Annotated in this window: 11 protein-coding genes and 1 tRNA gene; 6 read left to right on the top strand and 6 right to left on the bottom strand. The window is 68.6% G+C overall.

From position 1 onward, the window contains the following. Positions 1–311: 311 nt before the first annotated feature. Positions 312–1013, top strand: a complete 702-nt coding sequence (locus E1P53_RS14510; protein ID WP_244941196.1) for an alpha/beta fold hydrolase — start codon at positions 312–314, stop codon at positions 1011–1013. 82 nt (positions 1014–1095) lie between these two features. Here the strand turns inward: E1P53_RS14510 and E1P53_RS14515 are convergent. Then, positions 1096–1169: transfer RNA gene (locus E1P53_RS14515), tRNA-Gly, on the bottom strand. Between the two features lie 156 nt (positions 1170–1325). Here E1P53_RS14515 and E1P53_RS14520 point away from each other — a divergent pair. From E1P53_RS14520 to E1P53_RS14535, 4 genes are all read left to right on the top strand, one after another. Continuing rightward, the gene (locus tag E1P53_RS14520; protein ID WP_131734721.1) at positions 1326–2828 is read left to right on the top strand and encodes an HNH endonuclease signature motif containing protein; all 1503 of its coding nucleotides are present in this window, start codon (positions 1326–1328) and stop codon (positions 2826–2828) included. Between the two features lie 20 nt (positions 2829–2848). Then, positions 2849–3418: a dCTP deaminase gene (gene dcd / locus E1P53_RS14525; protein ID WP_109239186.1), complete on the top strand. Its 570-nt coding sequence runs from the start codon at positions 2849–2851 to the stop codon at positions 3416–3418. 76 nt (positions 3419–3494) lie between these two features. Then, positions 3495–4928 carry a UDP-glucose dehydrogenase family protein gene (locus E1P53_RS14530; protein WP_131734722.1) on the top strand — a complete coding sequence of 478 codons (1434 nt, stop codon included), beginning with the start codon at positions 3495–3497 and terminating at the stop codon, positions 4926–4928. 178 nt (positions 4929–5106) lie between these two features. Then, entirely contained in the window at positions 5107–6321 is a 1215-nt protein-coding gene (locus E1P53_RS14535) for a hypothetical protein (RefSeq protein ID WP_244941197.1), read from the top strand. A 35-nt stretch (positions 6322–6356) separates the two neighbouring features. On the opposite strand, the gene E1P53_RS14540 is transcribed toward E1P53_RS14535, so the two are convergent. Further along, positions 6357–6935: a TetR/AcrR family transcriptional regulator gene (locus tag E1P53_RS14540; RefSeq protein WP_131734724.1), complete on the bottom strand. Its 579-nt coding sequence runs from the start codon at positions 6933–6935 to the stop codon at positions 6357–6359. A gap of 107 nt (positions 6936–7042) precedes the next feature. Between E1P53_RS14540 and E1P53_RS14545 the strand changes: the two genes are divergently transcribed. After that, positions 7043–8662 (top strand): DHA2 family efflux MFS transporter permease subunit, encoded by a 1620-nt coding sequence (locus E1P53_RS14545; RefSeq protein WP_131734725.1) that lies wholly within the window; start codon positions 7043–7045, stop codon positions 8660–8662. Here the strand turns inward: E1P53_RS14545 and E1P53_RS14550 are convergent. The 4 genes from E1P53_RS14550 to E1P53_RS14565 all read right to left on the bottom strand — a co-directional run bounded on the left by E1P53_RS14550 (position 8624) and on the right by E1P53_RS14565 (position 13908). Next, complete coding sequence (locus E1P53_RS14550; protein ID WP_131734726.1) at positions 8624–9751, bottom strand: PDR/VanB family oxidoreductase; 1128 nt, start codon at positions 9749–9751, stop codon at positions 8624–8626. The genes E1P53_RS14545 and E1P53_RS14550 overlap by 39 nt on opposite strands. 7 nt (positions 9752–9758) lie before the next feature. Further along, positions 9759–10676, bottom strand: coding sequence for a metal-dependent hydrolase (locus E1P53_RS14555; RefSeq protein ID WP_131734727.1), 918 nt, complete (start codon positions 10674–10676; stop codon positions 9759–9761). Continuing rightward, on the bottom strand, positions 10673–12457 hold the full coding sequence (locus tag E1P53_RS14560; RefSeq protein ID WP_131734728.1) for an SDR family oxidoreductase: 1785 nt from the start codon (positions 12455–12457) through the stop codon (positions 10673–10675). The genes E1P53_RS14555 and E1P53_RS14560 overlap by 4 nt, the downstream gene beginning before the upstream one ends. 197 nt (positions 12458–12654) lie before the next feature. After that, entirely contained in the window at positions 12655–13908 is a 1254-nt protein-coding gene (locus tag E1P53_RS14565; RefSeq protein ID WP_131734729.1) for a pyridoxal phosphate-dependent aminotransferase, read from the bottom strand. Positions 13909–13973: the final 65 nt, after the last annotated feature.

Genomic DNA, 13973 nt, shown 5'->3' on the forward strand with positions numbered 1-13973 from the left:
CGAAATCGGGGTCGCCGTGGGGTTAGGGTCGACGCAGGCGTTCGGGGGTCGATGTCCTCTTGAGGTCGTGATGAGCGGTCTGGGCCGGGCGGTGATCGCCGGTCTCGTCGTCGGGTCGATGCTGTGCGCCTGCGGGACCGACGCCTCGGACCCGGATTCCGCGTCAGACGTGGCGGGCCGCGTAGAGGTCGGCGAGGGGCGGCACCTGTACCTGGACTGTCGCGGCGAGGGGAGTCCCACCGTCGTCCTGCAGTCCGGCTTCGGCAACGCGGGGCGACATCTGGGAGCTCAGCGAAACAGACTCTCCCGCTGTGCAACCCGCGCTCGCCGAGACGACTCGCGTGTGCGCCTACGACCGCCCGGGCTCGCTCGTCACCACCACCGTCGACGACGGGAAGGTCAGCGATTCCGGTCGGACCGAGCCGGCGCGCAGCGATCAGGTTCCGATGCCGCGAGACCCGGCCGAGGTCGTCGCCGAACTGCACGAGTTGTTGGACGCTGCCGGTGAGGCGGGACCGTACGTGCTGGTCGGGCATTCGATGGGCGGCCCGTTGCAGGCGCTCTTCGCCGCCACCTATCCGGACGAGACGGCCGGACTCGTCCTCGTCGACGCGCCCATGCCGGAGCTCCGTGACAGCGTGACCCCGGACCAGTGGGAACTCATCGCCCACCCGAAGCTCGCGCCGGGCACCTATCCGGAGGAGTACATCGCTGAAAGCTACTCGATGGACATGCTTCTCGACGAGGTGGAAGCGGCCGGACCGCTGCCGTCGGTGCCGGTCGCCGTCCTCGTCCGCGGCCGGGAGGAGCCGATGCCCGACCCGCCGCCGGAGAACGCGGACGACTACCAGGCGCTGGCCGACTCCTGGCCTCGGGCCCAGGCGGCCTTTGCCGCGAGCCTGCCCGACGCGGAGCTGACCACGGTGCCGGGGACCACCCACCACATCCAGAACCAGCGCCCTGATGCGGTGGTCGACGCGGTCGACAAGGTGCGCAATCGTGCGAAGGGGTGAAGTGCGCGCGCAGCATCGGCGGCGGCCGTCGACGGGCTTCGATGGTGTGCGTCAGAAACCCTGTCTCAGAGCGGGTTTCGAGTGGAGCCGATGACGGGAATCGAACCCGCGTTCTCAGCTTGGGAAGCTGATGTTCTACCATTGAACTACATCGGCGTGCGAGGTTTTCACCTCGCGAGCGAAAGCCTAGCAAACCCTTCCCCGTCCTTCACGGAGGGTGTCGCGATTCCGCCTCTTTCGGTTGCGGACCAGGCAACACGCCGGTAGAATCGAACGTACATTCGAGTTGGCCATGATGATGGGGGACAGATCATGGCTTTCGTCGAGCCGTCTGCAACACCTACACCACTTCTTCTCGACCAGTACGAGCGTCTCCATGCGCTCCTGGACGAGATCACACGCACGCGGTCCGGAGACTGCTCCGAGACGCAGCTGCTCGAGGCCGCGATCCAGCACGAGCGTGCCGAACGGCGCATGCTTGCGATCTTCACCGACACCATGGTGGAGATCGAGGAACGTTCGGCGTATCGGCACGCCGGTTGCCAGAACATCACCAAGTTCCTCATCCATCAGCTCGGCCGACACGGCGAGGCGAATCGGCTCGCGAACCGGGTGTGGGCGCTCGGCAGGTTCCACGACCTCCAAGGCGAGCTGAACGGGCCCCGTTACCCGGAGACCGCCAAAGGTGTTGCGGAAGGCGCGATATCGGGCCGACACGTCGACGTGATCATCGAGACGATGCAGAAGATCCCGTCCTCTGCCGACACCGTCGACAAAGAGGCCGCCGAGGCGACCCTCGCGCACTACGCGCGCGACTACGATCCGTCGTCGTTGCGCCGGTTGGGTGCGCAGATCCTCGCGCATCTCGATCCCGACGGGACGCTCACCGATGACCGCGACCGTGCTCGCATGCGCGGGATGCGGCTCGGACCCCAGGACAGCCAGCTGATGTCCAGGCTGACCGCCACCCTCGACCCCAAGACCCGGGCCATGCTCGACGTCGTGCTGGCCGTGTGGGCGGGGAAGGGCATGAACAATCCCGACGACCCGGAATCGCCCGCCGGTGACCCCGCGGCCGCGGACCCGGAGGCGCTCGCGGCCGCCGCCGATCGCGACGACCGCTCCCAGGCCAAGCGCAACCACGACGCCTTCACCGCGCTGCTCCGATACGCACTGGACGGCGGCGCACTCGGCAGGTCGCATCACGGCCTGCCGCCACACTTGATCATCACCATCAGCGAATCCGCGCTGCGTGAACTGGCCGGGGCGCCGGCCCGAACCGCGACGGGCACCCTCGTCCCGATCAAGGATGCGGTCGAGATGGCCGCCGAGGCGCAGGAGTACCTCGAGGTCTTCCGCGACCACACGAGCGAGGTCCTCTACCTCGGGCGCGCCAAGCGGCTCGCGTCGCGTGCCCAGCGGATCGCCGCGGTGGGTCGTGACGGCGGATGCACCGGCCCGGCCTGCACCCGGTCGGCCTTCGAGTCGGAGATGCACCATGTCGTCGAGTGGAAAGCCGACAACGGACCCACCGACATCGACCTGCTCACGATGGCGTGCGGGCCCCACAACCGGTCGGTCGGACACGGTGACGACCAGTGGTCCACGACGATCGAGGTTGAGGGCATCGACGCAGGTCGCGCGGTGTGGCACCCGCCGCGATCGCATCCCGATCAGGCTCCGCGGATCAACCACGCGCACCGCACGGACGCCATCCTCGACCGGATGCGGGCCGAGGCCCGTCGACGGCTGCGGCACCGGCTCGGACGTCCCGACACCACCGAACGCGACGACACCGGCGCAGATCCGCCCTGATCATTCGATAACCTCGACACGTGCTGCTCTCCGACCGCGACATCCGCTCCGAGATCGCTGGCGGGCGCCTCGCGATTGACCCGTTCGATCCGGCCCTCGTCCAGCCCTCGAGCGTCGACGTCCGGCTCGACAGTCTGTTCCGCGTGTTCAACAACACCCGGTACACCCATATCGACCCGGCCCAACGTCAAGACGAACTGACCACCCTCGTCGAACCCGGCGAAGGCGAGCCGTTCGTGCTGCACCCGGGCGAGTTCGTGCTGGGCTCCACGCTCGAGGTGTGCACCCTGCCCGACGACCTCGCCGGACGCCTCGAGGGCAAGTCCTCCCTCGGTCGACTCGGACTCCTGACGCACTCCACCGCGGGCTTCATCGATCCCGGCTTCTCCGGCCACATCACCCTCGAACTGTCGAACGTGGCCAACCTCCCGATCACCCTCTGGCCGGGCATGAAGATCGGGCAGCTGTGCCTGTTCCGCCTGACCAGCCCCGCCGAACATCCCTACGGCAGCGAGAAGGTCGGCTCCAAGTACCAGGGGCAGCGCGGACCGACCCCGTCGAAGGCCTACCTGAACTTCATCCGGGACTGAGAGTTCACCTGCTCGACCGACACCGCTCACGTCGCCGTGGGTTGAGTGGACAGGTCCATGGGTAACCCTGGCGACCATGAAGCTCACGGTCATCGGTTGCGGCTATCTCGGTGCGACACACGCGGCCTGCATGGCCGAACTCGGGCACGACGTCCTCGGAGTGGATGTCGATGCCGCGAAGGTCGCCCGACTGCAGGCCGGTGAGGTGCCGTTCTTCGAGCCCGGTCTGTCCGACATCCTCCGTCGCAACCTCGACGCCGGGCGGCTGCGTTTCACCACCGATCACCACGCCGCAGCCGAACACGCCTCGATCCACTTCATCGGCGTCGGAACCCCGCAGGAGGCGCGCGGGCACCGAGCCGACCTGTCCGCGGTGTACGCGGCGATCGACACGCTGGTGCCCACCCTGCGGGGACGGCACCTGCTGATCGGCAAGTCCACCGTCCCGGTCGGGACGTGTGCCGAACTGGCGCAACGAATCGCGGTGCTACGCACCCCCGGTGCCGACGCCGAACTGTCGTGGAGTCCGGAGTTCCTCCGCGAGGGGTTCGCCGTCGAGGACACCCTGAGACCGGACCGCCTGGTCCTGGGTACCGGGCCGCGGCCGGCGCCCGCCGAGGGGGCGGACGAACCGCTCGCCGGGGCGGTGCTCAGGGAGATCTACCGCGAGATCCTGGAGGCCGGAGTCCCCTTCATCGAAACCGACTGGGCGACCGCTGAACTCGTCAAGGTCTCGGCCAATGCGTTTCTGGCCACCAAGATCTCGTTCATCAACGCGATGAGCGAGTTGTGCGAGATCGCCGGCGCAGACGTCGACGCCCTGGCCGACGCCATCGGTCACGATCCCCGCATCGGGCGTCGTTTCCTCAACGCCGGCCTGGGTTTCGGAGGCGGCTGCCTGCCCAAGGACATCCGCGCGCTCGTCGCCCGGGCGGAGGACATCGGCGCTCCCAGATCGGTGGGATTCCTCCGCGAGGTCGACTCCATCAACATGCGTCGCCGCGCGGCCGCGGTGCAGCTGGTGACCGAGGCCCTCGGCGGCGAGGTGTTGGGACGGAACATCGCCGTCCTCGGCACCGCTTTCAAGCCGGAGAGCGACGACGTCAGGGATTCCCCGGCCCTTGCCGTCGCCGGGCGACTGGCTCTCGACGGCGCGCTGGTCACCGTCTTCGACCCGCAGGCGATGGCGAACTCGCGTCGGCTCCAGCCGAGCCTCGGGTACGCCAGGTCCGCCCGACATGCGTGCGAGCGAGCCGACGTGGTCGTCGTCGCCACCGAATGGGCCGAGTTCGTCCACATGACGCCAGAGGAGCTGACCCCGGTCGTCCGCGAACGGCGGATCGTCGACCTGCGGCGCTGTCTGGACCCCGGCACGTGGCGGGCCGCCGGCTGGGATCACCGGGCGCTGGGCGGCGTGGTGACCGACACGAGGGTGTCGCAGCGGACCCCGTCGGCGCAGGTGAACGGTCTGGCATCGGAGGCGACCACAGCGGCCGCCGTGCTAGGTTGAACGCCGATTGACGGGGGCACCTTCTCGCCGTGGGGGCGTGCTGGGCGAGGTGCACGACACAGTGCAGGAATCCGATCTGATGACCGATACGGGGGCGGGACCGAACTCTGATCCGGCAGAGACGCCGGTCGGCGCGGGCGCCGTCGAGAATGTGCGGGCAAGGCTCCGCGAGTCTGGCGTGGCCGAACACCCCGAAATCGCGGTCCTCTGGCTCGACGACCATTCGCATGTGACGGTGGGACGCCTCGATCTCGCCCGGGGCGTCGTCCACGATGTCCACTCCGACCCCGCGCTGTCCCTGGACTCGTTGGACCGGGCCGTCGCCGACCATCTGGTCCGGATCGGACGCGTCGGGAAGCCCGAGACGCCGGAGTGGCGCGCAGAACTTTTCGATCTCGTCGCCCGCGGCCGGGAGCGCCTGCGGGATGCCGAGGGCACCTTCATGATGGGCAACCGTCACATCCGGCTCTTCCGCATGACCAGACATGACGTCTTCGAGGCAGACTCCGCATTGAGGTTCCGCACAGAAGATCTCGCTTGTGCTGCGGTGGCCGGTGTGCACGCGCCCGCACTGGCCGTGGCGGATTCGGTGGCCGCATGGCCGGGGCTCCGCGACGCCGTCGCCGGGGCGGTCGGGGTGCCGATCATCGAGCTCGAACCGATGGGCATCTCGGATGCCATGGACGCGGATGCCATGGTTTCGGATGCCGTGGTCGCGGATGTGGTGGCGCCGCCGGATTCGGTCTCGTCGGAGGAGCCGCGACGAGATGCCGGCTCGCGGGTGGATGCCGAGTCACAGGTGGCGGCGAGGTCCCAGGGGGTCGAGTCCCGGGCCGTCGAAACCCCGACAGAGGTGTGTGCCGTGGACGGAGGTGCCGCGAAACAGGTTTCCGGAGAGCATGTTCCGGCGGCTGTCGCGCCGGCAGAGGGTCCGCCGCCGGCCCCGATTGAGGCGCCGGGTGCCGTGCCTGCTCCGGAGGTGTCACCGCAACGGCCCGCGACTCCGATCTCCGCTGTGCCCGAAGATGTCTCGCCGCAGCTGCCGTCGTCTCGACGCACGCGACGCCCACGCCGGCCGGTCCTGATCGGCCTCGCGCTGATCTGTGCACTCGCCGTCATCGGCGTCGCCGTCGTCCTCTCCGCGACCGGTGATCCAGCCGACCCGGCCGCGGCTCCGGCACCCCCGACGACCTCGTCGTCCACCGGGCCGGCCTACGCCGATCCGGCGATCTACGCCGAGGCCCGCCAGCCGGCCAAACGCTACACTCCGCCCCCGCCGCCCGAGACGACCGAGCAGCCGGCGCCGCGTCCCCGGCCACGGTCCCCTCGCCCGCAACGGGGCATCACCATCCCGAATCCGATTCCGGGACTGCCTCCGATCGTCCTGCCCTGATCCGTACGACGATCACCTCACCGGTTGCGACCGCTTCACGGACGTAGTGCGCGGGCCACGAAATCGAGGACGTTCTCGTAGTTCTGCTCCCGATCGACGTCGGGCTGGAGTGCGCCGCTGAGTTCGAGGCTGACCGCGCCGTGGACCGCGGCCCAGGTCTGCATCGCCTGCTGGACCGGATCGCCCTCGATGACGACCCCGGCCGCCTGCCCGTACCGGATCACCTCGACCAGCACGTCGAAGGCATGTGCGGCGACCTCGATGTCGGGGGTGCACTGCGCCGAGAACATCAGCCCGTAGGTGACCGGCCGGCCGAGCGCGAAGCGGCGATAGCCGCGTCCCGAGTTCCGCAGCCGTATCGCGGCGTCGGTGTCGGTACTGGCCACCGCGCGTGCGAGTTCGGCGTAGCCGTCGGTGACCAGCGCGTCGAGCAGGCCGTCCCGGCCGTCGAAGTGGTTGTAGACCCCCATCGGGGCGACCTTCGCCTCCGCGGCCACCGCGCGCACCGTCAGCCCGGCCTCGCCGTCGCGTTCCAGGATCGTCCGCCCGGCGCGCAGGAGGGCGGACCGGACTTCGGCGGCGGAGGTTCGGGTGCGGGGCTTCGCGGGGGACATGGTTGACAACTTACTAGAACGGTGTTCTTCTTGAATAGAACGTTGTTCTACAACAGTGGTACGTCGTTCTACCAGAATATCCCGACTCACAGAACAGGAGACTGCCGATGCGCACAGAGAGAACAGCTGCACGCTGGTGGGCGCTCGGTGCCCTCAGCTTCGCCGAACTGCTCGTGATGATCGACAACACGATCGTCAACGTCGCGCTTCCGACGCTGGCCCGCGACCTCGATGCCGGGATCTCCGGGCTGCAGTGGATCGTCGACGCATACACACTGGTCTTCGCGGGGCTGCTGCTGACCGGTGGCTACCTGGGTGACCGCTTCGGTCACCGGCGGATGCTCGTCACGGGCATCGTCGGGTTCATGGCGGTGTCTGCGCTCGCAGCGTCGGCGCAGAGCCTCGGGCAACTGATCGCCGCCCGGGGTGGATTGGGCCTGTTCGCAGCGCTCGTGTTCCCGGCGACGCTGGCGATCATCACCTCGATCTTCGTCGACGCGAAGGAGCGCGCGACGGCCGTCGGGATCTGGGCGGCGACCTCGGGTGTCGCGGTCGCGATCGGACCCGTGCTGGGCGGTTGGCTCCTCGAACACTTCTCGTGGACGTCGGTGTTCTGGGTGAACGTGCCGTTCGGCATGATCGCGTTGGCCGCGATCTTCGCCGTCGTCCCCGGCACGCGACCGCTCGAGGTGCCGCGTTTCGACATCGCCGGCGTGGCGCTGTCGGTGGCCGGACTCGGGTTGCTCACCTACACCCTGATCGAGGCCCCCCACGTCGGCTGGGGTGAGGTGCGAACCGTCGCCGGAATCGTCGGCGCACTGGCGCTCCTGACGCTGTTCGTCGCCATCCAGCTCCGGATCGCCCACCCGATCCTCGACGTCCGGCTGTTCGCGAACCGCCACTTCGCGACCGCCGCCGCGATGATCAGCCTGGCGTTCTTCGCGTTGTTCGGCTTCATCTTCCTGATCACCCAGTTCTTCCAGGCGGTCAAGGGATACGGCCCGCTGGCAGCGGGCGTCCGGACCCTGCCGTTCGCGATCGTGATGGCGGTGCTGTCGCCGGTCGCGATGATGCTCTCCCATCGCTTCGGGGCGCGCTACGTCGCGGTCCTGGGAGCGTTCCTGATGTCCGGAGGCTTCGCCCTCGTCGAGCTCTCCTCGCGGGACTCGGGTTACTGGGAGCTCATCATCTGGGCGATGTCGCTGATGGCGGCCGGTCTGGCCTTCATCTCGGGTCCGTGCACGCAACTCATCATGGACGCGCTGCGTCCCGAGCAGGCCGGTGCGGGCAGCGCGGTCAACGACACCACCCGCGAGATCGGCGGCACCCTCGGCGTCGCGGTGCTCGGCTCCATCCTGACCTCCGCCTACGTCGCCGGGATCGCGGATCGCCTGTCCGGCAGGGGGTTGCCGCGTGAGGCGGTCGACGTGGCGGAACAGTCGGTGATGGCCGGGGTCGAGGTGGCCCGGCAGCTGCCCGGAACGCTCGGCGATGCCGTGCAGGTCGCGGTGCAGGAGGTGTTCATGGACGGACTGCACGACGCGGTGTGGGCGGCCGTCGCGATCACGGCGGCAGCCGGCGTGGCCGCGCTGTTGCTTCTCCGCGGCACGGTCGGCGGGCAGCGAGGGGCAGCGGGGGAAGCAGGTCCTGCGGGTGTCGACACGGACATACCCGCGACGGCGACCGCTTCAGAGGTCGAGGGTGAGGTCCCCGCCCGCACTCCGTGACACGCAGGTCAGCATGATCCCGGCCTCGCGTTCGGGCTCGGTCAGGATGTTGTCCCGGTGGTCCACCTCGCCGGACAACGTCCTGACCTTGCACGTTCCGCAGAAGCCCTGCTGACACGAGTAGGGCACCGACGGGCGCACCCGCCGGATCGCCGCCAGCGCGGACTCGTCGGCCGCCACGTCGACCCGTTCGCCGGTCGATGCCAAGGTGACGGTGAACGGTGAGCCGTCCACCACCGGGGGCGGGCTGAAGCGCTCGTAGTGCAACTCGATGTCGCTGCGGTCGGCCAGATGCCGGCGCAGGCTCTCCAGCATCGGCACCGGACCGCAGCAGTACACCGCGAGGTCGGCGTTGCGCTCGGGGACCGGTCCGAGGAGCTCGGCCGTCGTCGGCAAACCGTGCGCGTCGTCGGTGCGGATGGTGATCCGGTCGCCGAACCGCTCGACCTCGTCCAGGAACGGGATGGAGTCGGCGGTGCGTCCGGTGTAGATCATCGACCAGTCGAGGCCGAATCTCTCGGCCACCGTGAGCATCGGCAGGATCGGGGTGATCCCGATGCCCGCGGCGACGAACCGGATGCGCCCTGCGGGCGACCCGTACCCGGGGACCGCGAACGGAAAGGCGTTGCGCGGACCCTTGATCGGGAGGATGTCGCCCACGCGCAGGGCGTCGTGGACCTCGACCGAGCCGCCCCCGCCGTCGGGGACGCGGCGCACCGCGATCCGGTACCGGTCGCGATCGGCCGGATCGCCGCACAACGAGTACTCCCGCATCCGCCCCGACGGCAGGAGGACGTCGATGTGAGCGCCCGCATGCCAGGACGGCAGTTCCTCGCCATCGGCGGCGGCGAGGGTCAGCGCGATGACGTTCTCGTCGTGTGCGACGACCTCGCGTCCCACGATCCGCACCCGGGTGATGCCGTCGCCGGCGGGGGTGGGACGCAGCGGCGACAACGGCCGCCACGCCGGAAACCATGCCCGCATGAGTGCGGTGCCGAGCGTCAGCACCGGGTCGCGACGCCACCGGCCGTACAGGTGGGGCGGGACCGCGGTGAGGGTCGTCGAATGAGGATGTGCGCGTTGGTTCATCGCGCCCTCACGCGGCACGGCGCGCGGCCGGGGACTTCGCGAGGTAGGCGACGGCCTGTGCCGTGCTGCCGATCTGCTCCGGCCGGAAGCCCGGGCGGAAGTAGCTGAAGGTCGAGAACACCACGGTGCTGATCCGCGGCAGCAGGTTCGCCCGGACGCCGCGGTGGTACTGCCACTTCTTCTGCAAGTAGTTGTAGGACACCGACGTGTCCTGCTTCATGATGAACCGGTAGCCGCGCTGGACGAGCAGCAAGAGGACCGGCAGGACCATCAGCATCGCCCGCCCGCGCCGCAGGTAGCTGTCGCCGAAGTAGGCGGCGACATCGTGGGCGACCGCCCGGTGCTCGACCTCCTCGGCGCCGTGCCACATGAACAGATCAGCCATCATCGGGTGCGCCCCGGCCTCGATCCAGTTGTTGTTCAACGCGAAATCGCCCAGAACCGCGGTGTAGTGCTCGAGCGCGGCGATGAACCAGAGCCGCTCGACGAGGTGCTTCCGGCGTGCCGCGGGGCTGCCCTTGGTGGCCGGGCCGAGAACCTTCCGGAAGATCCACTCCATCTGCAGTTGGTAGGGCCGCGGGTCGATGCCGTGATGGTCGAGGAACTCCCACAGCACGTGGTCGTGGGCCTCGGCGTGCATCGCCTCCTGCCCGATGAAGCCGCGCATGCGGGCCGCGAGTTCCTCGTCGGCTACGAGCGGCAGCGCCTCGTTGTAGGTCTGCACGAACCAGCGTTCCCCCTCGGGGAGAAGGAGGTTGAGCACGCTGATGAAGTTCGACGCGACCGGATGGCCCGGAATCCAGTGCAGCGGGACGTCGGTCCAGTCGAAGGTCACATTGCGTGCGTGGAGCTCGACCGGCCCGGGATCGGCCTCGTCGGCCGACTCGGGAACAATCGGGATGCCAAGGGATGCGGCGATACTCATCCGGCGACCTTCCGTCGTGCGCCGATGCGCGAGAGCCACGGCGCGAACCGATAGATGCGATAGCCGATCTTGGCCTCGGGCGTCACCGGGACCACGGCCTTGTTGTGCTCGATGGCGGAGACGATCTCCGCGGCCACCCGGTCGGGGGTGAAACCGCGCCGCTGGTAGAAGCTGTTCAGCCTGTCCCGCTGGGACTTCTCGGTCTCGGGGTCGAGCCCGGCGATCGGCGTCGACGACACGATGGCGGTGTCGACGATGCCCGGGCAGATGGCCGTCACGCCGATGCGGTGCTCGGCGAGTTCGGCACGCAGCGACTCGGAGAACAGCAGGACGCCGGCCTTCGAGGACGAGTAGAGGCCGAGGCTGCGCGACGGGGTGAACGCCGCGGCCGACGAGATGTTGACGATGTGGCCGCCCACTCCGCGCTCGACCATCTGCCGACCGAACTCGCGGCTGCCGGTGATGACGCCGCGCAGGTTGACGCCGAAGAGGCGATCCAGCTGTTCGTCGGTGGCGTCGAGAGCCCCTCCCGCGACGGCGATCCCGGCGTTGTTGACGACGATGTCGGGAACCCCGTGCCGGTCGCGCACCTCCTCGGCGAAGGCGACGAAGGCCTCGGTGTCGGCGACGTCGAGCTGGTAGGGGTGGGCGGTGGCGCCGGCCAGCTTGCAGGCCTGCGCGGTCTGCTCGGCGGTCTCGGGTCGAAGGTCGGCCAGGATCAGCTCGCACCCGCGTTCGGCGAGGGCGAGCGCGGTCTCGCGGCCGATCCCGCTTCCCGCGCCGGTGATCACGACCAGCTTTCCGGCGAGTGGGCGCGGTTCGGTGAACACGCGGGCACGCTCGACGGACGCCGGTGTCGGGGACGTATCCGACTGTGCTGCAAGGAAGTCGAGAATCGTGTCGGTCAGGTAGTCCGGGTGGGTGTAGGGAAGCCAGTGTCCGGTGGGGGTGTCGCGTCGCCACAGCTTGGACGCGTACGTCGGGGTGTTCTCGTAGATGGCCGGGCGCAGTGCGATGTCGCGCTCGTTGACCACCTGCAGCACGGGAACCGTGGTGATGCGCGCATTCGGGCGGCGCAACTTCTGCCGGATGTTGGCCCGGTACAGGGCGAGTCCGGAGATCATGTCGCGCCGCAGGGTGTCGGCGACCACGACGTTCTCCGGCGGGGTGCCCTCCACCGCGTGCAGGAAGCGCTTCCAGGCCGCAGGCGCGCCCATCGCGGTGAGCAGCAGGTTCGGCAGGACCGGCAACTGGAACAGCCCGGTGTACGACGACGAAACCGACTGCGCGGCAATGGTTCGGAGGTGACGCGGCGTCGGGTGCGAGACCCCGTCGTGGAGGAGTTGTCCCAGGTGGTCGAGGTTCGGTCCGGAGACCGAGACGAACGAGGCGATCCGCGTGCGGGCACGCGGCCGGCTCACCGCCTCCCATGCCTGGACCGATCCCCAGTCGTGGCCCACCACGTGAACCGGGGCGTCGGGACTGACCTCCTCGGCGACCGCGAACAGATCGTCGGCGAGTTCGCTCAGGCGGTAGGGTTTCACGCCTCGCGGACGGTCGCTCTCCCCGAAGCCGCGGCAGTCGTATGCGACGACGTGGTACTTCTCGGCCAGTCGCGGCGCGATGTGCGTCCACAGGTGGTGGGTGTCCGGCCAGCCGTGGACGAGCAGCACGGTGGGATTCGATTCGTCGCCCAGATGGAATGTCGCCAGGCGGACCCCGTCGTTGGTCACCGACCCCCGTCGCCAGTCCGGACCCGCCTGCAATGCCTGTTCGGCCATCAGTGTCACCTCGCTGTAGACCCGATAGAGGTACACGTTACCAACGGTTACACAAATGTCCAGACCCTTGGGATGACGCGATCCGTCTCCTTCCGGCCGGGCGGACGAAACGCGCGACGAAGAGACGTGATACAACGAGAGGCCCGGTCCACCTGGGGACCCGGGCCTCTCGGTGCCGCTTCTGGTGCGTCGCAGCGCTACTGGCGGTACGACGCCAGGAAGTTGCCGATCCGCTCGATCGCCTCGTTCAGGTCACGCGACCACGGCAGCGTCACGATGCGGAAGTGGTTGGTGTCGTCGAGGTTGAAACCGCTGCCCTGGACCACCAGGATCTTCTCCTGCAACAGGAGGTCCTGGACGAAGAGCTCGTCGTTGTGGATCTCGTGGACCTCGGGGTCGAGACGCGGGAACGCATAGAGCGCGCCCATCGGCTTCACGCAACTCACGCCGGGGATCTCGTTGAGCTTCTCCCAGGTGACGTTGCGCTGTTCGTACAGCCGGCCTCCGGGGGACACGAGCGCCTCGATGGACTGGTAGCCGCCGAGCGCCACCTGGATCGCGTGCTGGCCCGGCACGTTCGCGCACAGGCGCGTCGAGGCGAGGATGCTCATGCCCTCGAGGAATCCCTTGGCGTGATCCTTCGGACCGGTGAACACGACCCAGCCGGCGCGATACCCGCACACGCGGTAGGCCTTGGAGAGGCCGTTGAACGTCAGCACCAGCAGATCGGGTGCCAGCGACGCGATGTTGATGTGCTCGGCATCGTCGTAGAGGATCTTGTCGTAGATCTCGTCGGCCAGGATCAGCAGCGAATGACGCCGCGCCAGTTCGACGATCTGCTCGAGGGTCTCGCGTGAGTAGACCGCGCCCGTCGGGTTGTTCGGGTTGATGACCACGATCGCCTTGGTGCGATCGGTGATCTTCGACTCGATGTCGGCGATGTCGGGGTTCCAGTCGTTGGCCTCGTCGCAGCGGTAGTGGACGGGGGTCCCGCCCGCCAGCGACGTCATGGCCGTCCAGAGCGGGTAGTCCGGAGCCGGGATCAGGACCTCGTCGCCGTCGTTCAGCAGCGCCTGCATCGTCATCGTGATGAGCTCGGAGACGCCGTTGCCCAGGATGACGTCGTCGACGTCGAAGTACGGGAAGTCGGGGATGAGCTCGTATCGCGTCACCACGGCGCGACGGGCCGACAGCACGCCCGCGGACTCGGAGTAGCCCTGTGAGTAGGGGAGCGCATGGATCATGTCGCGCATGATCACGTCGGGTGCCTCGAAGCCGAACAGAGCGGGGTTGCCGATGTTCAGCTTGAGGATCCGGTGGCCCTCGGCCTCGAGCCGCTGCGCGTGCTCGTGCACCGGACCGCGGATCTCGTAGCAGACGTTCTGCAGCTTCAGCGACTGGTCCAGCGGCTTGAGGTCGAGGTTGATATGCGAAACATGGGGCCTACTCACGGGTCAATTGTCGCAGCACGACGCAAATGCGTTTCCGGCGGTGCCGGTGCAGCGACGCTGGTCAC

Source organism: Gordonia paraffinivorans (assembly GCF_900683595.1).
Lineage (GTDB): Bacteria > Actinomycetota > Actinomycetes > Mycobacteriales > Mycobacteriaceae > Gordonia > Gordonia paraffinivorans.

Coding starts and splice junctions, on each gene's coding strand:
- E1P53_RS14520 (WP_131734721.1), top strand. CDS start 1,326: ATGGCTTTCGTCGAGCCGTCTGCAACACCTACACCACTTCTTCTCGAC.
- E1P53_RS14545 (WP_131734725.1), top strand. CDS start 7,043: ATGCGCACAGAGAGAACAGCTGCACGCTGGTGGGCGCTCGGTGCCCTC.
- E1P53_RS14555 (WP_131734727.1), bottom strand. CDS start 10,676: ATGAGTATCGCCGCATCCCTTGGCATCCCGATTGTTCCCGAGTCGGCC.
- E1P53_RS14540 (WP_131734724.1), bottom strand. CDS start 6,935: ATGTCCCCCGCGAAGCCCCGCACCCGAACCTCCGCCGCCGAAGTCCGG.
- E1P53_RS14550 (WP_131734726.1), bottom strand. CDS start 9,751: ATGAACCAACGCGCACATCCTCATTCGACGACCCTCACCGCGGTCCCG.
- E1P53_RS14560 (WP_131734728.1), bottom strand. CDS start 12,457: ATGGCCGAACAGGCATTGCAGGCGGGTCCGGACTGGCGACGGGGGTCG.
- E1P53_RS14530 (WP_131734722.1), top strand. CDS start 3,495: ATGAAGCTCACGGTCATCGGTTGCGGCTATCTCGGTGCGACACACGCG.